Origin of the sequence: Streptomyces sp. DT2A-34, assembly GCF_030499515.1 — a bacterium.
Taxonomy (GTDB): domain Bacteria; phylum Actinomycetota; class Actinomycetes; order Streptomycetales; family Streptomycetaceae; genus Streptomyces.
The window spans coordinates 3571632-3592360 of record NZ_JASTWJ010000001.1; the positions used below are offsets into that span (position 1 = coordinate 3571632).

At 70.0% G+C, this 20729-nt stretch carries 20 protein-coding genes; 9 read left to right on the top strand and 11 right to left on the bottom strand.

Features of this window, described 5'->3' with window-relative positions; translation table 11 throughout:
• Positions 1-98: 98 nt before the first annotated feature.
• The 3 genes from QQM39_RS15515 to QQM39_RS15525 all read right to left on the bottom strand — a co-directional run bounded on the left by QQM39_RS15515 (position 99) and on the right by QQM39_RS15525 (position 3621).
• The gene (locus tag QQM39_RS15515) at positions 99-1583 is read right to left on the bottom strand and encodes an ABC transporter permease (protein ID WP_301997298.1); all 1485 of its coding nucleotides are present in this window, start codon (positions 1581-1583) and stop codon (positions 99-101) included.
• 167 nt (positions 1584-1750) lie between these two features.
• Complete coding sequence (locus tag QQM39_RS15520; protein ID WP_301997299.1) at positions 1751-3001, bottom strand: Ig-like domain-containing protein; 1251 nt, start codon at positions 2999-3001, stop codon at positions 1751-1753.
• A gap of 221 nt (positions 3002-3222) precedes the next feature.
• Positions 3223-3621, bottom strand: a complete 399-nt coding sequence (locus QQM39_RS15525) for a hypothetical protein (protein ID WP_301997300.1) — start codon at positions 3619-3621, stop codon at positions 3223-3225.
• Positions 3622-3730: 109 nt separating this feature from the next.
• Between QQM39_RS15525 and QQM39_RS15530 the strand changes: the two genes are divergently transcribed.
• Positions 3731-4069, top strand: coding sequence for a hypothetical protein (locus tag QQM39_RS15530; RefSeq protein ID WP_301997301.1), 339 nt, complete (start codon positions 3731-3733; stop codon positions 4067-4069).
• 42 nt (positions 4070-4111) lie between these two features.
• On the top strand, positions 4112-4876 hold the full coding sequence (locus QQM39_RS15535) for a hypothetical protein (RefSeq protein ID WP_301997302.1): 765 nt from the start codon (positions 4112-4114) through the stop codon (positions 4874-4876).
• A 66-nt stretch (positions 4877-4942) separates the two neighbouring features.
• Here the strand turns inward: QQM39_RS15535 and hutH are convergent, their stop codons facing one another.
• The 3 genes from hutH to QQM39_RS15550 all read right to left on the bottom strand — a co-directional run bounded on the left by hutH (position 4943) and on the right by QQM39_RS15550 (position 9193).
• The gene (gene hutH, locus QQM39_RS15540; protein ID WP_301997303.1) at positions 4943-6487 is read right to left on the bottom strand and encodes a histidine ammonia-lyase; all 1545 of its coding nucleotides are present in this window, start codon (positions 6485-6487) and stop codon (positions 4943-4945) included.
• A gap of 584 nt (positions 6488-7071) precedes the next feature.
• The gene (locus QQM39_RS15545) at positions 7072-8220 is read right to left on the bottom strand and encodes a sensor domain-containing diguanylate cyclase (RefSeq protein WP_301997304.1); all 1149 of its coding nucleotides are present in this window, start codon (positions 8218-8220) and stop codon (positions 7072-7074) included.
• A gap of 154 nt (positions 8221-8374) precedes the next feature.
• Complete coding sequence (locus QQM39_RS15550; protein WP_301997305.1) at positions 8375-9193, bottom strand: enoyl-CoA hydratase/isomerase family protein; 819 nt, start codon at positions 9191-9193, stop codon at positions 8375-8377.
• Between the two features lie 212 nt (positions 9194-9405).
• On the opposite strand from QQM39_RS15550, the gene QQM39_RS15555 reads away from it, so the two are divergent.
• The gene (locus tag QQM39_RS15555; protein ID WP_302003593.1) at positions 9406-10023 is read left to right on the top strand and encodes a hypothetical protein; all 618 of its coding nucleotides are present in this window, start codon (positions 9406-9408) and stop codon (positions 10021-10023) included.
• 122 nt (positions 10024-10145) lie between these two features.
• Here the strand turns inward: QQM39_RS15555 and QQM39_RS15560 are convergent, their stop codons facing one another.
• Together QQM39_RS15560 and QQM39_RS15565 are read right to left on the bottom strand one after the other, a co-directional pair.
• The gene (locus QQM39_RS15560; protein WP_301997306.1) at positions 10146-11276 is read right to left on the bottom strand and encodes an adenylate/guanylate cyclase domain-containing protein; all 1131 of its coding nucleotides are present in this window, start codon (positions 11274-11276) and stop codon (positions 10146-10148) included.
• 104 nt (positions 11277-11380) lie between these two features.
• Positions 11381-12241 (bottom strand): biotin--[acetyl-CoA-carboxylase] ligase, encoded by an 861-nt coding sequence (locus QQM39_RS15565; RefSeq protein ID WP_301997307.1) that lies wholly within the window; start codon positions 12239-12241, stop codon positions 11381-11383.
• 110 nt (positions 12242-12351) lie between these two features.
• On the opposite strand from QQM39_RS15565, the gene QQM39_RS15570 reads away from it, so the two are divergent.
• The gene (locus QQM39_RS15570) at positions 12352-13974 is read left to right on the top strand and encodes an acyl-CoA carboxylase subunit beta (RefSeq protein WP_301997308.1); all 1623 of its coding nucleotides are present in this window, start codon (positions 12352-12354) and stop codon (positions 13972-13974) included.
• A 17-nt stretch (positions 13975-13991) separates the two neighbouring features.
• Entirely contained in the window at positions 13992-14201 is a 210-nt protein-coding gene (locus QQM39_RS15575; RefSeq protein WP_301997309.1) for an acyl-CoA carboxylase epsilon subunit, read from the top strand.
• Here the strand turns inward: QQM39_RS15575 and QQM39_RS15580 are convergent.
• The gene (locus tag QQM39_RS15580; protein ID WP_301997310.1) at positions 14198-15328 is read right to left on the bottom strand and encodes an SGNH/GDSL hydrolase family protein; all 1131 of its coding nucleotides are present in this window, start codon (positions 15326-15328) and stop codon (positions 14198-14200) included. The two genes, QQM39_RS15575 and QQM39_RS15580, sit on opposite strands and share 4 nt — an antisense overlap.
• A gap of 123 nt (positions 15329-15451) precedes the next feature.
• Between QQM39_RS15580 and mmpB the strand changes: the two genes are divergently transcribed.
• Entirely contained in the window at positions 15452-15580 is a 129-nt protein-coding gene (gene mmpB / locus QQM39_RS15585) for a morphogenic membrane protein MmpB (protein WP_093747104.1), read from the top strand.
• Positions 15581-15611: 31 nt separating this feature from the next.
• A complete protein-coding gene (locus tag QQM39_RS15590) occupies positions 15612-16232 on the top strand; it encodes a nucleoside triphosphate pyrophosphatase (protein WP_128433358.1) in 621 nt (206 codons plus the stop codon).
• Here QQM39_RS15590 and QQM39_RS15595 read toward each other — a convergent pair.
• A complete protein-coding gene (locus tag QQM39_RS15595) occupies positions 16201-16692 on the bottom strand; it encodes a hypothetical protein (RefSeq protein ID WP_301997311.1) in 492 nt (163 codons plus the stop codon). The two genes, QQM39_RS15590 and QQM39_RS15595, sit on opposite strands and share 32 nt — an antisense overlap.
• 361 nt (positions 16693-17053) lie before the next feature.
• On the opposite strand from QQM39_RS15595, the gene QQM39_RS15600 reads away from it, so the two are divergent.
• Together QQM39_RS15600 and QQM39_RS15605 are read left to right on the top strand one after the other, a co-directional pair.
• Entirely contained in the window at positions 17054-18826 is a 1773-nt protein-coding gene (locus QQM39_RS15600) for a biotin carboxylase N-terminal domain-containing protein (protein WP_301997312.1), read from the top strand.
• A gap of 127 nt (positions 18827-18953) precedes the next feature.
• The gene (locus QQM39_RS15605) at positions 18954-19523 is read left to right on the top strand and encodes a TetR/AcrR family transcriptional regulator (protein WP_302003594.1); all 570 of its coding nucleotides are present in this window, start codon (positions 18954-18956) and stop codon (positions 19521-19523) included.
• Between the two features lie 123 nt (positions 19524-19646).
• Here QQM39_RS15605 and QQM39_RS15610 read toward each other — a convergent pair whose 3' ends face one another.
• Positions 19647-20600 carry a DeoR/GlpR family DNA-binding transcription regulator gene (locus tag QQM39_RS15610; RefSeq protein ID WP_301997313.1) on the bottom strand — a complete coding sequence of 318 codons (954 nt, stop codon included), beginning with the start codon at positions 20598-20600 and terminating at the stop codon, positions 19647-19649.
• Positions 20601-20729: the final 129 nt, after the last annotated feature.

Genomic DNA, 20729 nt, shown 5'->3' on the forward strand with positions numbered 1-20729 from the left:
TGCCGCTGGGGCGGCGCCCGTCCCAAAGAGAGCGGCACCCCGTCGTCGCCGGGTTGCGCGACCCACCCCCGCCCAGCCGCAGCCGCAGCCGACGTCAGCTACTCGACACGGCGCAGTGCATCGGCCGGACGGAGCCGAGAGGCGCGCCAGCCGCCGAACGCGCCCGCGATCAACCCGCCCGTCACCGCGAGCCCGACCGCAAGGGCAACCGTCGTAAGACTGACGGGCGCGGTCAGCGCGACGTCGAGCGTCGTGCTCGCCGTCTGCCGTCCGGGACCGCCGCCCCCGAAGCCACCGCCCCCCGGGCCGCCCCCCGTTCCGCCACCGCCACCGCCACCGCCCAACTGCGCCTGCAGCGTCGGACTGATCGCCGTCACGACGTACGCCCCCGCGAGCCCGATCGCGATACCCAGCGCACCACCGAGCAGCCCGTTGACGATCGCCTCGCCGACCACCTGCCGGGTCACCCGCCCCGACTTCCACCCCAGCGCCTTGAGCGTGCCGAACTCCCGCACCCGGCGCGACACCGCCGAGGAGGTCAGCAGCCCGGCCACCAGGAACGCCGCCACCAGCACCGCGATGGACAGCCACTTGCCGACGCCGGCAGCCAGCGAGGACGCCGTGGACAGCGAGCCGGACACCGTGTCCGCGAGGTCGGCGGAGGTCGTCACCGTCGTACCGGAGATGTTCTTCTGGATCGTCGACTTGACGGAGTCGATCTGCTGGGAGTCGGTCGCCTTGACGTAGATGGTGGTGACCTTGTTCTTCGCGTCGGCGAGCGTCTGCGCCTGCTTCAGCGGGATGTAGAGGTTGGCGGCCGCGTCCCCGCTGTCGGGCGTGGCGATGCCGATCACCTTGAACTTGGTGCCCTTGACGGTGACGGTGGAGCCGACCTTGAGCTTCTTCTCCTTGGCGTACGACGTGTCGGCGACGACGACCTGGGCGTCGGTCTCCGACGTCTTGAACGTACGGCCGCTGGTGATCTTCGACGAGGTCAGCGGGCCGAGCGCCGGCTTGGTGACGTCGGTGCCGTAGACGGAGTGGTTGTTGACGTCGAAGTCGGCGCCACCGCCGGGCACTTCGCCCTGCGGCTGGCTGCCGCCGCCACCGCCCTGCTGCCCGGGACCGCCGCCCTGCTGGCCACCGCTGCTCTGGTCCTGCTGGAACTGACCCCGCGTGAACTGCCCGCTGACCTTGATGACCTGCAGGCTCAGCCCGCCGACCGCGTCCGAGACACCGCTCTGGTCGCCGACCTTGGTGACGGTCGAGCTCGACAGCGTCTGGAAGCCCTGGACCATGACGCGGTCGGTGGACTGCTCCTCGTCGGAGCCGTCGTCCTGGGCGTCGAACTGGAAGCGCGGCCGCTCGGAGCTGTTCCCGGTGGGCTCGGCGGCCTTGGTGACGGTCATGTCCGTGCCCAGGCCGTAGAGGGACTGCAGGACCTTGTCCTGGGCCTTGCTCATGCCGGAGGACACGGAGTTGACCACGATGACCAGCGCGATGCCCAGCGCGAGTCCGGAGGCGACGACGAGGGCCGCCTTTCTGCGGCGGCGCAGCTCGCGCCTCAGGTAGGTGAGGAACATGCGCCGCAAGCTAGGTACGGCGCGTGATGACTGGATAAGGCCGAAATAAGAGACGGATGAGACGCCTGAGACCGCGCCCGGAAACACCGATGCCGCCCCTGAGGGCGGCATCGGTCGGCTGTGCGGGAGCTGTACGGCGGCTACGCGCGAGGGAACCCGCGGGGCCGTCAGACGGCCGAACCGGCCTTCCACTGCGCCCAGTCCATGTTCCAGCCGTTGAGGCCGTTGTCCGGCGCGATGGTCTTGTCGCCGGTGTTCTGGACGACCACGACGTCACCGACGATCGAGTTGTTGTAGAACCAGTAGCCCGCCGTGCCCTTGTCGTTGGCACCCTTGGTGTCGGACAGGCCCACGCAGCCGTGGCTGGTGTTCACGCTGCCGAAGATGGACTTGGCGCCCCAGTAGTTGCCGTGCACGAAGGTGCCGGAGGTGGACAGGCGGATGGCGTGCGGCACGTCCTTGATGTCGTACTCGCCCTTGCCGTCGTCGTCCGTGAAGCCCACGGTCGCGCCGTTCATGCGCGTCTCCTTGAACTTCTCGGACATCACCATGATGCCTTCGTAGGTCTTGTTCTCCGGCGAACCGGCGGAGATCGGGATGGTCTTGATGGTCTTGCCGTCCTGCGTGACCTTCATCTGCTTGGTCTTCGCGTCGACGTACGAGATCTGGTTGCGGCCGATCTTGAAGGTGACCGTCTTCTCCTGGACGCCGTAGACACCGTCGGCACCCTCGACCCCGTCCAGGGCCATCTTCAGGGTGACGGTGGAGCCTTCCTGCCAGTACTCGTCGGGCCGGCAGTCCATGCGGATGTCGTTGAACCAGTGGCAGACGACTTCCTGGCCGCTGGTGGTGGAGACGGTGACGCCCTTCTGGACGGCCGCCTTGTTGGTGATCGACTTGTCGAAGTTGATCGACACGGGCATGCCGACGCCGACGGTGGAGCCGTCCTCCGGCGTGAAGTAGCCGAGGAAGCTGTTGCTCGGGGAGACGGTGGTGAAGGAGGCGTTCTCGTGGGCCTCCAGGCCCTTGGAGTCCTTCGCGGTCACCGCGACCTTGTAGGTCGTGGAGCGCTCCAGCTGGGCGCTGGGCTTCCAGCTGGTCTTGTCGGCGGATATCTCGCCCTCGACCGCGGCGCCGTCGGCGGTCGTCATCGTCACCTCGGTGAGCGTGCCCTTGCTCACGGTGACGGCGGCGGACTTGTTGATGGAGGCGTTGTCGGTGCCGTCCTCGGGCGTGATCTTGATCTGGGCCTCGGAGGTCTCCTTGGCGGCCGCCTCGTCGACCTTGGCCTGCGAGGAGTCGCCGCCGTCGCTTCCGGAGGCGTTGTCGTCGCCGCCGGAGCAGGCGGAGAGCACCAGGACACCGCCGAGCAGTGCGGACGCGACCGCCAGGCCCTTGCGCCGCTTACTGTTCGTCATCACACGCTTCTCCATTGTTCCCGAATCCCCAAAACGCCCGAGAGTCCCCGTCAAGAACCTTCAACGCTACGACCGGTTCGTCCCGTTCCACATTCCTTGTATGTGTGGGGCACACCACGTCCGCCGGGGCGGGTGGTGCCGGTGTCGGTCAGTGCGCCCCATGAGACGACGAAACCCCGGACGGCGGTTGCCGCCCGGGGTCACGATTTCCCCAAGCCGCGTCAGCCGACCCTCTTGGCCCCTTCGGCCCCTCCGGCCCCTTCAGCGCCTTCGTCGCCGTCAACGCCTTCATCGTCGAAGTCCTCGTCGACATCATCGTCGTCAAGGTCCCACTCCGGCGAATCCGGGTCGTAGCCGATGCGCTCGCTGGACCAGGAGGCTTGCGCGAGCTCGACCCCCGGTACCTCGCTGACCAGGTCGAACGGGTCGACGAGATAAGCGAGGGCTTCCGCCGTGTCTTCCGTCACAGCGCTTTCGGCGTGGGCCCGTTCGTCGGTCGGCATGGTTTCGTCGCCGGCGATGCGCCGCAGCGCGGCCTTGGTCAGGGCGTTCTCGTCCTCCACTTCGAGGACGAGTTCCACGCGAAGCCGTACAAAACGTGATGTTTCTGGTGCACTCATGCCCGGAGCGTACGACTGATTTCCCCCGTGACTTTCCCGTGACCCGCGACTTTCACTAACATCGCCCCACACGGCCAATTCGCCAGCGCCACAAGGGGATCGATATTCCGTGTCCGCCGCTCACCGATCGTCGTCCACCGCACGCCGATCGCTGCTGACCGCCACCGCCGCGGGGGCCCTGCTGGGCGCCCTGTGGTTCGTACCCTCCGCCAACGCGACGGGGGACGAGCCAGCGAGAACGGAGCCTTCGGCGACCCCGTCGACGCAGGTCACCCAGCAGGCCCGGGCCGCCTCCGAGAGCACGGACGACGCCGCCGCGGACACAACGCGGCTCGCCGACACGGGAAGCTTCGACACCACGCCGTACATCGTCGGCGGGACCGTCTTCCTCGGTCTGGGCGCGGGCTTCGTCGCCTATTCGGTGCGCCGGGAACATCTCGGATTTTGAATTCGCTTGACGCTTCCTTGACATGGGCTTCATAGTCCGCCCATGAAGAGATCATCGGGCGTGCGTGTAGCCGCCACGGTTGCCGTGAGCGCGCTGACGCTCGCCCTTGTCACGGGTTGCGGGGGTGACTCCGGCGGTTCGGACGCGAAGGCGCTGAGCTCCGCGGAGTTGAAGAAGGCGATCATCGCCGCGAGCGATGTCAACGGGTACAAGGTGGACGCCTCCGGCAAGCAGTTGCCGAAGTCCAAGGACGACATCAAGAGCAGCGAGGAGAAGTGCGTCCCGCTGGCCTACGCCATGGCCGGCCTGGCGCCGGGCGACTCGGCCTCGAACGCGGCCGTCATGGCCACCGAGGACAAGAAGAAGCCCACCGACACCGCCTCCAAGTCCCTGGAGGACCTGACAGAGGGCGAGTTCGAGGACTCCTTCACCAACGCGCTGAGCCTCGACATGACCGTCGTGGGACTCTCCTCGTACGACGGTGACGGCGCCGAGAAGACCTTCAAGTCCGTGTCGGACGCGGTGGAGAGCTGCTCCGGGGGCTTCCCCCTGACCATGCAGGGCACGGACCAGAAGCTCACCAAGATCACCTCGGAGAAGGCGTCCGGGGCCGGTGACGAGTCGGTGGCGTTCACCGCGGTGAGCGACATGGAGGACGGCGACGTGGGCACCACGCACGTCGAGGTGGTGCGGCACGGCAGCACCATCGCCACGTACTACACGATGAACCTCGGTCTGATGATGACGGACAAGGCGTACGACGTCCCGGCCGCCCTCATCGACGCGCAGGCCGCGAAGCTGAAGTAACCCGCCCTTGCCGCACCGGGGCCCTGCCGCTCGTACGACAGGGCCCCCTTTCGGGAATTACCGGAATTACTGAAGCGGCCCGGTCACCTTCTCCACCGCCACGACCAGCTCCCCACCACGCACGAACGCGTCGGCCGCGGCGAGGTCGGGCGCCAGGAACCGGTCCGGCCCCGGACCCTGAACACCGGCGGCCCGTACGGCGTCGATGACCGCCTGCGAGGCCGGTGCCGGGGCGAGCCCCTCCCGCAGCTCGATGGCACGGGTGGCGGCGTACAGCTCGACCGCCAGCACACGGGTGAGGTTGTCGATCGCCGTACGCAGCTTGCGGGCGGCGGACCAGCCCATGGAGACGTGGTCCTCCTGCATGGCGGAGGAGGGAATGGAGTCGGCGGACGCCGGAACGGCCAGCCGCTTCAACTCGCTCACCAGGGCGGCCTGCGTGTACTGGGCGATCATCAGCCCCGAGTCGACACCCGCGTCGTCGGCCAGGAACGGCGGCAGCCCGTGACTGCGGTTCTTGTCCAGCAGCCGGTCGGTACGCCGCTCGGCGATGGAGGCGAGGTCGGCGACGGCGATGGCGAGGAAGTCGAGCACGTAGGCGACGGGCGCCCCATGGAAGTTCCCGTTGGACTCGACCCGCCCGTCCGGCAGGACGACGGGGTTGTCCACCGCCGACGCCAACTCCCGCTCGGCGACGAGCCGCGCGTGCGCCATGGTGTCCCGCCCGGCACCGGCTACCTGCGGAGCACACCGCACCGAGTACGCGTCCTGAACGCGGGGCGCGTCGTCCTGGTGATGCCCGGTCAGCCCCGAACCCTTCAGCACGGCCAGCATGTTGGCGGCGGAGGCGCCCTGCCCCGGATGCGGCCGAATGGCATGCAGCTCGGGTGCGAGCACCTTGTCGGTCCCGAGGAGCCCTTCGAGGCTCAGCGCGGCGGTGACGTCGGCGGACTTGTAAAGAAGGTCAAGATCGGCGAGAGCCATGACGAGCATCCCGAGCATGCCGTCGGTGCCGTTGAGGAGGGCGAGGCCTTCCTTCTCCCGCAGTTCGACGGGCGCGATGCCGTGGGCGGCGAGAAGTTCACCGGCAGGCCGCACGCTCCCGTCCGGACCTTCCGCTTCCCCCTCCCCCATGAGCGCGAGGGCGCAGTGCGAAAGGGGAGCGAGATCACCGGAGCAGCCGAGGGAGCCGTACTCGTGGACGACGGGCGTGATACCGGCGTTGAGAAGGTCGGCCATGGTCTGCGCGACCTCGGGCCGCACACCCGTATGCCCCGAACAGACGGTCTTGAGCCGCAGAAACATCAGCGCCCGTACGACCTCCCGCTCCACCCGCGGCCCCATCCCGGCGGCGTGCGAGCGGACGATGTTGCGCTGCAGCCGCCCTCGCAGCTCCTGGCTGATGTGCCGGGTCGCAAGGGCCCCGAAGCCGGTGGAGACGCCGTAGACCGGATCGGGCTTGGCCGCCAACGCGTCCACGATCTCCCGCGCCGCGGCCAGCGCCGCAACCGCCTCCGCCGACAACTCGACCCTCGCCCCACCACGCGCCACGGCAAGGACGTCGGACGCGGTGACCCCGGACGTCCCCACCACCACAGTGTGCATATCCATATTCAGGAGCGTACGCAGTGAAGACGAAGATGTCACTAGCGGGCACCCGGTACACCCCTTACAACGCCGGCCGGCATCATCCAGCCCGTCCCGCCTTCGAGGACGAGACCGCGCCGCCCCTAGATCCACCCACCCGCTGAGGGCCAGACCTTGCGAAGCCGACCGTCGCCCCTCAGCACCAGCTGACACCATCCAGCCCGCCCGACCCTCAAGGACGAAGCCACACCACCCCAAGCCCCCACCCACCCGCCGAGGGCCAGACCTTGCGAAGCCGACCGTCGCCCCCCCAGCACCAGCTGACACCATCCAGCCCGTCCGGCCTTCGAGGACGAGGCCACACCATCCCTAGCCCCCCACCCACCCGCTGGGGGGCCAGGCCTTGCGCAGCCGGCTGTCGCTCCTCAGCGCCGGCCCAGGCATTCCAGCCCGTCCGGCGTTTGAGGACGAGGCCCGTTCAGGGCCGAAGCGGGGGTCTGGGGGCCGCAGGCCCCCAGGAGGGCGGGGTCGAAGGGGCAGCAGCCCCTGGGGGATGGGACGGGTAGGGGCGGCGGGGGCGAACACCCCGCGTGACCCGCCGCGGCGCGTCACGGCAACCGACCACGGAACCGCCGCCGCTCCACAACCCCTTCCCCCGACGGCTCCGCGTCAGCGAGCCGCACCACAGGATCGTCCGGCCCCTCCCGCCCCGCGACGACAGGCTGACCGGCCCGAACCGCCTTCGCCTGGTACTGAGCCGCATCAGCAAGCCGAAACAACCGCCGCGCAGAACGAACCGGCCCGATGGCGTCCTCGGTGGACGCCACCCCACACGCGACCCCCTCCCCCAGCTCCAACTCAGCGGCACGACGGCACAATTCCTCGGCAGCCTTCACCACATCGCCGACGGGCGACCCGACGGCAAGCAGACAGAACTCGTCACCCCCGAGCCGCGCGGCAAGAGCCCCGGGCAGCATCGCGCCACACAGCGACAACACCGACCCGAACCGCTCCAGAAGCCGGTCACCCACGGCATGCCCCCGCGTGTCGTTGACCCGCTTGAGCCCATTGAGATCGCAGACGACGAGACTCACGACAACACCGTGGCTGCGATGCCGCTCAATGGCCTCCTCCAACCGCACATCGACAGCACGCCGATTCGCAAGCCCGGTCAACGCATCGGTGAACGCCAACCGCCGAGCCTCCTCCAGCCGCTCGATCTGCGCCATCCCGGCGGCCACGACGGAGGCCAGCACGGTCGCGAAGTCGGCGTCCGCACGGTCGAAGACAGGCACACCGGCGGAACGAGCGACATACAGCTCCCCCCAGGCACGCCCGTTCAGCACGATCGGCGCCACGACACAGCACCCCCGCCCACGCCGCCGCAGGGCCGCCACCCGCTGATGGCAGTACCCGGGATGACCGGTGGAAGGACCGTCGGCCGTCTCCACCCACGCGTTGGGCTCACCCCCGGCGGCCCACCGCTCGTGCAGGAACTCGGTGATCTCCGGGAACTGATGCACCGGATAGGCCTCGTCGCTCGGGAACTCCTCCTCCCCCCGGGCCCGGTCCCCCACATTCACGAGCACCCGCAACCGCCCGAGCTCCCGTTCCCACACCGACAGCGCCGCAAAGCTCCCGTCCAACGCCCGACACGCTCCGAGCGCCGCCGCCCGCCAGGACTCACGCGGGGTGTGCGCCGCCGCCATCCCCTGCGCCAACGCCACTACGGCCGCGAGCCGTCTGTCCTCACCCATCCCTCCAGGCTAGGTAGTTTTGCGCCGATTTGGGACGTTGGCGTGGCGAACGGGGAGCTCACCACCGAATTCCGCCTGCCCCCTTCCCCTCCCTGCCCCCTTCCCCTTCCCCTCCCCTTTCCCCTTCCCCACTCCTCCACCAGAAGGGCAGCCGTCACTCCCCCGGCCACTCAGGCCGCCGCTTCTCGTTGAACGCCGCCACCCCCTCCGCCCGGTCCCCCGAAAACGCCGTCGCCCGCCAAGCCGCGTCCTCGATCTCCAGCCCGGCCCGCAGATCCAGCCCGTGCCCCACCCGCAGCGCCCGCTTGGCCGCCCGCAACCCCACCGGCGAGTTCGCGGCGATCCGACCCGCCATCGCCAGAGCCTCCTCCCGGTCCCGCCCCTCCTCCACCAGCACATCCACGAGCCCCAGCTCCCGAGCCTCACCCGCCTCGACCCGCCGCGCCGTGAAGATCAGCTCCGCCGCCCGAGCGGCCCCGACCCGCCGCGGCAGCAACTGCGTGCCCCCGCCCCCCGGAATCACGCCGACCGACACCTCCGGCAGCCCCACCACGGCCGTCCGGTCGGCCACGATCACATCGCAGGACAACGCCAGCTCGAAGCCACCCCCCAGCGCGAACCCGTGCACCGCCGCGATCGTCGGCACCGGCAACTCCAGCACCCCCGCGTACGCCCCCCGCGTCACGGGCCGCTGCCGCATCAGATCGGCGTCACTGAACGAATTCCGCTCCTTCAGGTCCGCCCCGACACAGAACGCCCGCGCATGCGTCGAGGTCAGCACCACCACCCGTACGCCCTTGTCCGCGCCCAGCGCCGCACACGCCCCCGCGATCGAACCGGCCATCTCCGTCGACACGGCGTTCATGGCCTTGGGCCGGTCGAGGACGAGCTCCGCGACATGCCCGGCGCCCCCGGCACCCCCGTCGCCGTGTCGCCGCACCAGCACGAACTCCCCGTACCGCTCCTCACTCATGACACCCTCCGGTTAACGCGGGTTAACAGCATCGCCTCGATCATCGCAGCCGGACCACGCCGGGGAAAGGCCCGACGAGCGGTTCCCGAATCGAGTGCCGACACCCCGTTCGAGTGACATCCGCCCAACTCCCGCCTCACCGCCCACGACAACGCATAACGTGCGCGAGACCACGGCGCATTGGGGGCGCGAGTGCGTTGGGAGGGGGCGTGATGGGCGTGACGGCGGAGACATCAGCAGAAACCGGGACGACGAGTGAGGCGGAACAGGCCACCACCCGCCTCTTCGGCCCCCGCGGCCGCCACCGCCGCCCACGCCCCCGCAAGGTTCTCCTCGCGGCCGGCGGCCTCGCCCTGGCCGCGGGCGCACTGAGCCTCGTACGACTGACCCCCGACTCCGACGTCACCGGCCTCAGCGCAACGGAGACGGAGCCCACCCCGGACTCCGGCACGGTCACGGACAAGGACCGCTCGACCAACGCCGCAGCCACCGTCCCGACACCTGCCCCGAAGGCAAGCCCGTCGGCGACCTCCGTCATGGGCGCCCTGGACACGAAATCGACGCCCACCACGATCGTCGTACCGACGACGAACACCACAGCGACGCCCCGGCCGGCCGGCCCCGGCACGACGACGACCGACGCCCCGCCGCTCACGCCCACACGCCGCCCACCAGCGGCGCCCACCCACGCACCCGAAGCGGCCCCGACTCCCACACCGGGCAAGCCGACGACGAATCCCCCGACCGAACAGCCGGATCACCCCGACGACAACACCGTCTGCGTCCCGGTCATCGGCCTGTGCGTAGATCCCCTGACCAACGGCACCTGACAAGATCGCTCACTGCAACCCCCCAAGGGGCGCGGGGCTGTATTCATATGCGGCTCCGCCGCGTGGGCGCGACCAGCCACAACGAACCCGCACCCGACGAAACAACCGCACCCCGACGGCGCTCACTCGCCCCCGCCGGAGGCCCTCCGCGTCAAAAGCCAAGGCTCGACCACACCAAGCCCCCGCACCGGCCGCTGCCACATCGGCTGCAGCGCAAACCGATACACCGGCGCCTCCTCCCCCTCCTTCTCCGCCGCGGCAGCGGCCTCCGCGGCCTCCGCCTCCGACGCAGGGGCTTCGCCCGTTCGGATGAGTTCTTCCGCGAACGCGCTGTCGACGAGGACGGCGTCGCGTGGAGCTATGGACGTGAGCCGGGAGGCGAGGTTCACGGTCGTACCGAAGACATCGCCCATACGGGTGGTCACCGTGCCGAAGGCGATGCCGACGCGCAGCTCGGGCATCGTCTCGTCGTTGGCCATCGTCTCGATGAGCCGCAGGGCGATCTCGGCGGAGACGGCCGCGTCGTCGGCGGAGTACAGGACCTCGTCGCCGAGGGTCTTGACCAGCCGGCCACCGCGTGCGGCCACCAGGTCGGCGGCCGTGGTCTCGAAGGCCTCGACGAGTTCGCCGAGCTCCTCCTCCTCCATACGGCGGGTCAGCCGGGTGAAGCCGACCAGGTCCGCGAAGCCGACGCACAGGCGCCGGTCGACCATCTCCTCGTCGTCGGCGGCCTGCACGACCCGGCCGGTCGCGGCGGCGAGCTGGCGGCGCCAGACGTAGACGATGAACTCCTCCAGCTCGGGCAGGAGCAGCTCGACCAGGGGGTACGTCACCTCGGTGCGGGTCATGCCCGGCTCCGGCGGCTCGGTCAGGCCCTCCAGGAACGAGTCGATCTGCCAGTCGGCGAGCCGCGCCGTGGTCTGCCCGGTGGACCTGGCCACCTGCACGGCCATGGCCTCGCTGAGCAGCCCGGCCTCGACGAGACCGGCGAGACGCCTGAGCGCCAGTACGTCGGCCTCGGTCAGCGCCTTGGCCTGCCCGATGTCGGCGAACCCCATGGCCCGCCAGAACCGGGACGCCAGCTCCATGGAGACACCGGCGCTACGGGCCGCCTGAAACGGGGTGTAGCGCCGCTCGGCGCCGAGGATGAGCTGTTCGAGGCGCAGGGCGAGCGGATCCTCGCCGGGTTCGGCGGCGTGGGGATCCACCCGGCCGTCCGCGCCCGTGCCGGAGCCCGTGTCGTCGACGGTCACGCCTGCTGCCCTTCCGATCTGCCGCGGTCAGTAATCGACCGGCCTTCACTTTACGGCAGGTGTGGGCCACCTCACTCCCGAGAGGCGTACAGCCCCACCCGCACCTACGCCGGCCTCAGATGCACGATGTCCCCCGCTCCCACGGGCTCCTGCACCCCTTCCCCCGTCGCCAGTACCAGCCGCCCGTCCCCGTCGATGGCGACCGCCTCCCCCGTGATCGTCCGTTCCCCCGGCAGCTCGGCCCGCACGACCCTTCCCAGGGTCGCGCACCCCGCCGCATACGTCTCCTGCAGCCCACTCACCACCGGGTCCCCCGCAGCGGCCCGCCAACGCCCGTACCACTCCTCCAACGACCGCAACACGCCCCGCAGCAGCGGATCCCGGTCCGTGCTCACGGCCCCGGCGAGCGCCAGCGAGCCCGCCTGCGGCACCGGCAGTTCGTCCTCACGCAGCGTGACATTGATGCCGACGCCGACGACCACCCCTTCGTCTCCGGCCCGCTCCGCCAGGATCCCGCCGGCCTTGCGTTCCTCACCGCCCACGGTCACCAGCAGGTCGTTCGGCCACTTGAGTGCCGTGTCGATGCCCGCGGCCCGCGACAGTCCCGTCGCCACGGCGACCCCGGTGAGCAGCGGCAGCCATCCCCAGCGGGCCGCCGGCACCTCGGCGGGGTTCAGCAGCACGGAGAAGAACAGCCCCGAGCGGGGCGGGGCCGTCCACTGCCGGTCAAGGCGGCCCTTGCCGGCCGTCTGCTCCTCGGCGACCAGGACGCTGCCCTCGCTCGCCTCGCCCTCGGTGGCCAGGTCCACCAGGTCGGTGTTGGTGGAGCCGGTGCGCTGCACCACCTCCACCTCCCGCCACAACCCGCCTTCTCGCACGAGACCGCGTCGCAGCGCGGCGACGTTGAGCGGCGGACGTTCCAGGTTGGACCAGCGGCTGTCGTCTGATGCATCTCGCGGCGTCATGCAAGCCACCCTAGGTGTGGCAAACGCCGCACTGCTGATTCGTAGGCACCCCACTACGCTACGGATGAGTAACCGTCCCCCCTTTTGAGCAGGCAGGGAGCGCCATCCCGATGTCCGAGCCGGAAGAGCGTCACGAGATCCAAGAGACCCAAGGGATCGACATCCACACCACCGCGGGCAAGCTCGCGGATCTCCAGCGCCGTATCGAGGAAGCGACGCACGCCGGCTCCGCTCGCGCCGTCGAAAAGCAGCACGCCAAGGGCAAGTTGACCGCCCGTGAGCGCATCGAGCTCCTCCTGGACGAGGACTCCTTCGTCGAGCTCGACGAGTTCGCCCGGCACCGCTCCACCAACTTCGGCCTGGAGAAGAACCGCCCGTACGGCGACGGCGTCGTCACCGGGTACGGGACCGTCGACGGCCGCCCCGTCGCCGTGTTCTCGCAGGACTTCACCGTGTTCGGCGGTGCGCTGGGCGAGGTCTACGGCCAGAAGATCGTCAAGGTCATGGACTTCGCGCTGAAGACCGGCTGTCCGGTCATCGGCATCAACGACTCCGGCGGCGCCCGCATCCAGGAGGGTGTGGCCTCGCTGGGCGCGTACGGCGAGATCTTCCGCCGCAACACGCACGCGAGCGGTGTCATTCCGCAGATCAGCCTGGTCGTCGGTCCGTGTGCGGGCGGTGCGGTGTACTCCCCCGCCATCACCGACTTCACGATCATGGTCGACCAGACCTCGCACATGTTCATCACCGGCCCGGACGTCATCAAGACCGTCACCGGCGAGGACGTCGGCTTCGAGGAGCTGGGCGGCGCCCGCACCCACAACTCCGCCTCCGGCGTGGCCCACCACATGGCCGGCGACGAGAAGGACGCCATCGAGTACGTCAAGCAGCTGCTGTCGTACCTGCCGTCCAACAACCTCTCCGAGGCTCCGGCGTTCCCGGAGGAGGCGGACCTCTCCGTCACGGACGAGGACCGCGAGCTGGACACGATCGTGCCGGACAGCGCGAACCAGCCGTACGACATGCACACGGTGATCGAGCACGTCCTGGACGACGCCGAGTTCTTCGAGACGCAGCCGCTGTTCGCGCCGAACATCCTCACCGGCTTCGGCCGGGTCGAGGGCCGCCCGGTCGGCATCGTCGCCAACCAGCCGATGCAGTTCGCCGGCTGCCTCGACATCCAGGCCAGCGAGAAGGCCGCCCGCTTCGTCCGCACCTGCGACGCCTTCAACGTCCCGGTCATCACCTTCGTCGACGTCCCCGGCTTCCTCCCGGGTGTCGACCAGGAGCACGACGGCATCATCCGCCGCGGCGCCAAGCTGATCTACGCCTACGCCGAGGCGACGGTCCCGCTCATCACGGTGATCACCCGCAAGGCCTTCGGCGGCGCCTACGACGTCATGGGCTCCAAGCACCTCGGCGCCGACCTCAACCTCGCCTGGCCGACCGCCCAGATCGCCGTCATGGGCGCCCAGGGCGCGGTCAACATCCTGCACCGCCGCACCATCGCTGAAGCGGAGGCGAACGGCGAGGACCTGGAGGCGGTGCGCGCCCGGCTGATCCAGGAGTACGAGGACACCCTCCTCAACCCCTACGTCGCGGCCGAGCGCGGTTACATCGACGCGGTGATCATGCCGTCCGACACCCGCCTGCAGGTCGTACGCGGCCTGCGTCAGCTGCGCACCAAGCGGGAATCCCTGCCTCCGAAGAAGCACGGCAACATCCCCCTCTAGGCCTGCTGGGAGCCGTCATGAACATCAAGGTCCTACGGGGCAACCCGACACCGGAGGAGCTGGCCGCCGCACTGGCGGTGGTCCGCGCCCGCGCCGCGGCGGCGAGCACCCTCCCGCCCGGCGCACCCACCCCGCGCGACTCCTGGTCCGACCCGTCCCGCATCGCGGCGCAGAGGGTGCCGCAGCCGGGCCCGACAACGTGGGCGCGTACGTACTGGCCCGCTTAGAGGAGCGTTGACACGACTTCGGCCATCACCTCGTACCCGGCATCGTTCGGGTGCAGGTGGTCGCCGAAGTCGTACGACGGGTGCAGGCGGTCGGGGTCCGCGGGGTCGGCCAGCGCCCGGTTCACGTCCACCACCGCGTCGTACTCCCCGGAGCCGCGGATCCACTCGTTGAGCTCGTGGCTCACCTTGGCCGCGTGCTCACCCCAGTGGTCCGAGCCCCCGAACGGCAGCAGCGTCGCCCCGACGACCCTCAGTCCCGCCGCCCTGCCCTGCCGTATCAACTCCCGGTGCCCGGCGATGAGTTCCTCCGCCTCCACCACCGGCGCCGGCTTGTAGGTCGGCTGCTCGTCCGTCTCGCTGAAGCCGATGTCGTTCAGCCCGAGCAGGACGACGAGCGTGTCCACTCCGGGCCGGTCGAGAACATCCCGGCGCAACCGGCGGATGCCGCCGTCGCCGTACCACGCGGAGTCGTTGAGCAGCAGATTCCCGCCGATGCCCGCGTTGAGAACGGGCCGCCCCGTGCGCGCGGCAAGGGCATCGGACCAGCGGCGGTTCGCCCCCGGCGTGGAGCCGAACCCGTCCGTGATCGAGTCCCCGAAGAGCGCGACGGCGTCCCCGCGCCCGGCGTCGACCTCCACCGCCGACAGGAAGTACCAGGACTCGGTCACCGCGTCGAAGCCCTCGCCGCCGCTGTCGGCCACCAGGTCGCCCTCGCCCCGATAGCTGGTCGTGAAGGCCTGGGCGTGGAAGGTCGCGGGCCCGGTGGTGGTGTCGAAGTACAGCGTGACGGTCACCGACTCCCCGGCGGCGACGGCGAACGGGACGTCATCGCTGACCAGCTCCCCGTGTACTGGTATTTCGGTGTCCTCGGCACCCCCGAAGGTGAGCCGCACGAGCGACCCCGGCTCCACGGACGCCCCCGCGGCCGTACGCCCCACGCTCGCGCTCGCGACGCGCACGGGCGAGGCGCCGTAGACGTGCGAGAGCCGCACCCGCACCCGGCCACCCCCCGCCGACATCCGTACGACCTGCCGCAGCGACTGGCGCCAGAAGCCCTCACGGGACCAGTTGGGGGTGAAGCCCTCGCTGGGCAGCTGGGGTGACGCGGTCCAGGAAGTCGTGAACATGGCAGCACATCCTCCAAACAGAACTGAGGTCCCTTTAACTAATAGAACCGTAGCACTGTTTGCAGGGAAGTTGAGTATGCGTACTCAGGCGCCGCCCCGGACCCCCGATCGACGATGGAAGGCATGCTGTGGTCCGACCCGGAGAACGAGCCGCCCAAGGAACTGCGCGACATGCAGGAGATGTTGCGGCGGCTGGGCGTTCTCATGGCGCTGGCCATGGTGCTCACGATGATCGTGCTCGGGCTGAGGTGAGCCCGGCCGGGCGCGCCGATACGCTGACCGCATGACTGATCAGCCGCGCCGCCGACTCGTCCTCGCCTCCCAGTCCCCCGCCCGGCTCAATCTGCTCCGCCAGGCCGGTCTGGACCCCGAGGTCATCGTGAGCGGCGTCGACGAGGACGCCGTCACCGCACCCACCCCCGCCGAGCTGGCGCTGGCCCTGGCCGAGGCGAAGGCCTCCGTCGTGGCGGCGAAGCCGGAGGTCAAGGGCGCGATCGTGATCGGCTGCGACTCGGTCCTCGACCTGGACGGCGAGGCCCTGGGCAAGCCGGCCGACGCCGAGGAGGCCACGGCCCGCTGGAAGTCGATGCGCGGCCGGGCGGGCACCCTCCAGACCGGCCACTGCGTCTACGACACCGCCACCGGCCGGTACACCTCCGCGACCGCCTCCACGGTCGTCCGCTTCGGCGAGCCGACCGACGAGGAGATCGCCGCGTACGTCGCCTCGGGCGAACCCCTCTACGTCGCCGGGGCGTTCACCCTCGACGGCCGCTCGGCCCCGTTCATCGACGGCATCGACGGCGACCACGGCAATGTGATCGGCATCAGCCTGCCGCTGGTACGGCGACTGCTGAGCCAACTGGGGATCGGCATCACGGAGTTGTGGGCGCCGGCTGAGGGGTGACCGGGGACCCGTCGCCGCCCTTGCCCCCGTCGGGAGCGGCGTCGGCGGGCTCGTCGGAGGTGGGCATGCCCTGGGCGTCGTACGTCATCAGCAGCAGCACGATCAGGCCGAGTACGACGACCATGAACAGGAACGCCGTCCAGCCCACCAGCCCCCAGGCGAACGCGCCCAGCAGCCCGTGCACCACGGCCGCGCTGATCAGCAGGATGCGCCCGAAGCCGGCCGGGGCGCGGTCGCGCACGGCCACGAGCAGGGCCACCAGCCCGCACAGCGCGAAGTAGCCGCCGAAGACCAGGCCGCCGGCCTTCGAGGACGTCGACATCACGTCAGGGTCCAGGCCGGCCAGGGACATGTCCTGCCGGTCGACCACCACGCCGAGGAACCACTGCAGCGCCGCGACGCCGAGCCCCTCGACGAAGAGCACGAGCGCCACCACCCACGCCACCGGCCTGCGTACCACCGGTCCCCACCCACTTCCGAGCCGCGCTGTTACCCCAAGTACGTACGAGACATCGCGAACGCTACTAACGGGTAAACCCCGGGACAAGAGTTCGGGCGACAGCAAAGAATCATTGGGCCATTCGTAGGGATTCCACAAAGAAACAGAGTGGCCCGCAGCACGTGATGACAGAGACCTTGACCACAGCGGAGGGCTAGGGTTTGCCGGGAGAGACCTGCGTACCGAGGCGCGACATGGGATTTCGCAGGTCGAGCGAGCCTGGAATCACGCTCCGTGTGGGCAAGCTCACCACTGGGGACGGGTCGATGTGGCGTGTCGGCAGTCCCTAAACTCGGCTTGTTTCAAGGAGGGAGCCTCAATCGTGCGCAAGGTGCTCATCGCCAACCGTGGCGAAATCGCTGTCCGCGTGGCCCGGGCCTGCCGGGACGCCGGGATCGCGAGCGTGGCCGTCTATGCCGACCCGGACCGGGACGCTCTGCATGTCCGCGTCGCGGATGAGGCGTTCGCCCTGGGCGGTGACACTCCGGCCACCAGCTACCTGGACATCGACAAGGTCCTCAAGGCCGCGCGTGAGTCCGGGGCGGACGCGATCCACCCGGGCTACGGCTTCCTCTCCGAGAACGCCGACTTCGCCCAGGCGGTCCTGGACGCCGGTCTGATCTGGATCGGCCCGCCCCCGCAGGCCATCCGCGACCTCGGCGACAAGGTGGCCGCCCGGCACATCGCCCAGCGCGCCGGCGCCCCTCTCGTGGCCGGCACGCCCGACCCCGTGAGCGGGGCCGAGGAAGTCGTCGCCTTCGCCGAGGAGCACGGCCTGCCGATCGCCATCAAGGCCGCCTTCGGTGGTGGCGGACGCGGTCTGAAGGTCGCCCGCACGCTCGAAGAGGTACCCGAGCTGTACGACTCCGCCGTCCGCGAGGCCGTAGCCGCCTTCGGCCGCGGTGAGTGCTTCGTCGAGCGCTACCTCGACAAGCCGCGGCACGTGGAGACCCAGTGCCTGGCCGACTCCCACGGCAACGTGGTCGTCGTGTCGACGCGTGACTGCTCGCTGCAGCGCCGCCACCAGAAGCTGGTCGAGGAGGCCCCCGCGCCGTTCCTCTCCGACGAGCAGGTCGCCGAGCTGTACTCCTCCTCCAAGGCGATCCTGAAGGAGGCCGGCTACGTCGGCGCCGGCACGGTGGAGTTCCTCGTCGGCCTGGACGGCACGATCTCCTTCCTGGAGGTCAACACGCGTCTGCAGGTGGAGCACCCGGTCACCGAGGAGGTCGCCGGCATCGACCTGGTGCGGGAGATGTTCCGCATCGCCGACGGTGAGGAACTCGGCTACGACGACCCGCCGCTGCGCGGCCATTCCTTCGAGTTCCGCATCAACGGCGAGGACCCGGGCCGCAACTTCCTGCCCGCCCCCGGCACGGTCACGACGTTCACCGCGCCGTCGGGTCCGGGTGTGCGTCTGGACGCGGGCGTGGAGTCCGGTTCCGTGATCGGCCCGGCCTGGGACTCCCTGCTGGCCAAGCTGATCGTCACCGGCGCCACCCGCGAGCAGGCGCTGCAGCGCGCCGCCCGTGCGCTGGCCGAGTTCCAGGTGGAGGGCATGGCCACCGCCATCCCGTTCCACCGCGCGGTGGTCACCGACCCGGCGTTCGCGCCGGAACTGACCGGCTCCAGCGAGCCGTTCACGGTCCACACCCGCTGGATCGAGACCGAGTTCGTCAACGACATCAAGCCCTTCGCCGCTCCCGCCGACACCGAGGCGGACGAGGAAGCCGGCCGTGAGACGGTCGTGGTCGAGGTCGGCGGCAAGCGCCTTGAGGTCTCCCTGCCGGCCTCGCTCGGCATGACCCTGGCCCGCACCGGCCTCGCGGCAGGGGCCAAGCCCAAGCGCCGCGCGGCCAAGAAGTCCGGCCCCGCGGCCTCCGGCGACACCCTCGCCTCCCCGATGCAGGGCACCATCGTCAAGGTGGCCGTCGAGGAGGGCCAGGAGGTCAAGGAAGGCGACCTGATCGTCGTCCTTGAGGCGATGAAGATGGAACAGCCCCTGAACGCGCACAAGTCCGGCACCATCAAGGGCCTGTCCGCCGAGGTCGGCGCCTCCCTCACCTCCGGCGCCCCCATCTGCGAGATCAAGGACTGAGACGTACGACGTCCCGAGGCGCCCGGCGGACTGAGCGATCAGTCCACCGGGCGCCTCTTTCTTGGTGTCCGGCCGCCGATGGCATGCTGAACCCACGGAACAAGTGAAGGAAGGGCAGGTGACCCCCATGGCCCGGCCGCCGGCAGGCATGCGAGCCGATGCCCGCCGCAACTACGAGCGCCTGGTCACCGAGGCCCGCTCCGCCTTCGCCGAACGCGGCACGGACGCGTCCTTGGAGGACGTGGCCCGCCGCGCGGGCGTCGGAATCGGCACGCTGTACCGCCACTTCCCCAACCGCGACGCCCTGCTGAGCGCGGTCTTCGAGGACGCGGTCGGCGACCTCCTGACCCGCTCCCGTGAACTCCTGCACGCCCCGGAGCCGTGCGCGGCCCTGGTGACATGGCTGCGCGAGATGGTCACCCACGCCGGGGAGTACCGGGGCCTGGCCAGGTCCCTGATGTCCGTGTCGTACGACAACACCTCGGCCCTGGCCCGGTGCAGCGGCCCGATCAGAGAAGCGGGCGGCGCACTACTGGCACGCGCACAGGAGGCGGGCAGGGTCCGGGAGGACGTGGCGATCGGCGACCTACTGCAACTGACCCACGCGATCGCACTGGCGGCGGAGGAGACGCCGGGAGATCCGGAGTTGGCCGACCGGTTGCTGATGCTGACGCTGCGGGGCCTGAAAGCAGACTGAGCGGCAGCCGACCTAAAGGGGCGCGGGGCTGTATCGATATGCGGCTCCGCCGCGCGGGCGCGACAAGCCACAAACAACCCGCACCCGCACATCACCACGAACCCCTACGGCGAATAGGCGAACCTAACGCCGCCGCAAATCCGCAACCCGGGCCCGCTCCCGTTCCCTCTCCGGCCCCTGCTCCCCGAGCACCGCCGCAGCGGACCGCAGCCCGGGCGCACCCGGCGCCTGACCCCGCCTCGGCCCCGGCAGGGCACGCCGCCGCGCCGGGACCTCGTCACCCCCCGGGTTCCCGGTCGCCCCGGCCACGGCGATCTGCACCCCCTGGTCGGCCAGGGCCTGCAACTCGGCGTGGGCGCGGTCGTCGTGCGCCGGCGGATCATCGGTGACGAGCCGGGTGATGACCTCCGTGGGCACCGTCTGGAACATGGTGTCCGTACCGAGCTTCGTATGGTCGGCAAGGACGACGACCTCCGCGGCCGCCTGCACCAGCGCCCGGTCGACGGACGCCGAGAGCATGTTGGACGTCGACAGCCCGCGCTCGGCGGTGAGCCCGCTCCCGGAGATGAAGGCCCGCGACACCCGCAGCCCCTGCAGGGACTGCTCGGCGCCACTGCCCACCAGGGCGTAGTTCGAACCACGCAGCGTGCCGCCGGTCATCACGACCTCGACCCGGTTGGCATGGGCCAACGCCTGCGCCACCAGAAGGGAGTTGGTGACGACGGTCAGTCCGGGGACGCGAGCGAGCCGGCGTGCCAGCTCCTGCGTGGTGGTCCCCGCCCCGACGACGATCGCCTCGCCCTCCTCCACGAAGTTCGCGGCGAGGTCGGCGATGGCCGTCTTCTCGGCGGTCGCGAGATGTGATTTCTGCGGAAAGCCGGACTCCCGCGTGAACCCGCCCGGCAATACCGCACCGCCATGCCGGCGGTCGAGGAGTCCTTCTGCCTCCAGTGCGCGCACGTCCCGCCGTACGGTCACTTCGGAGGTCTGGACGACGCGGGCGAGCTCACGGAGCGACACGGCCCCGTTCGCTCGCACCATTTCGAGGATCAATTGGCGACGTTCTGCAGCGAACACGAAACTGACAGTAACCCCAACGACCGTCTGGTTTCAGCAGTTTGCGGCGAATAACAGAAGTTGTTCGTACGCAAGGGCGAGAAGTGGTATAGGGCCTAGTCCCGCCGCCTATGCCGTACGCATGCTCGA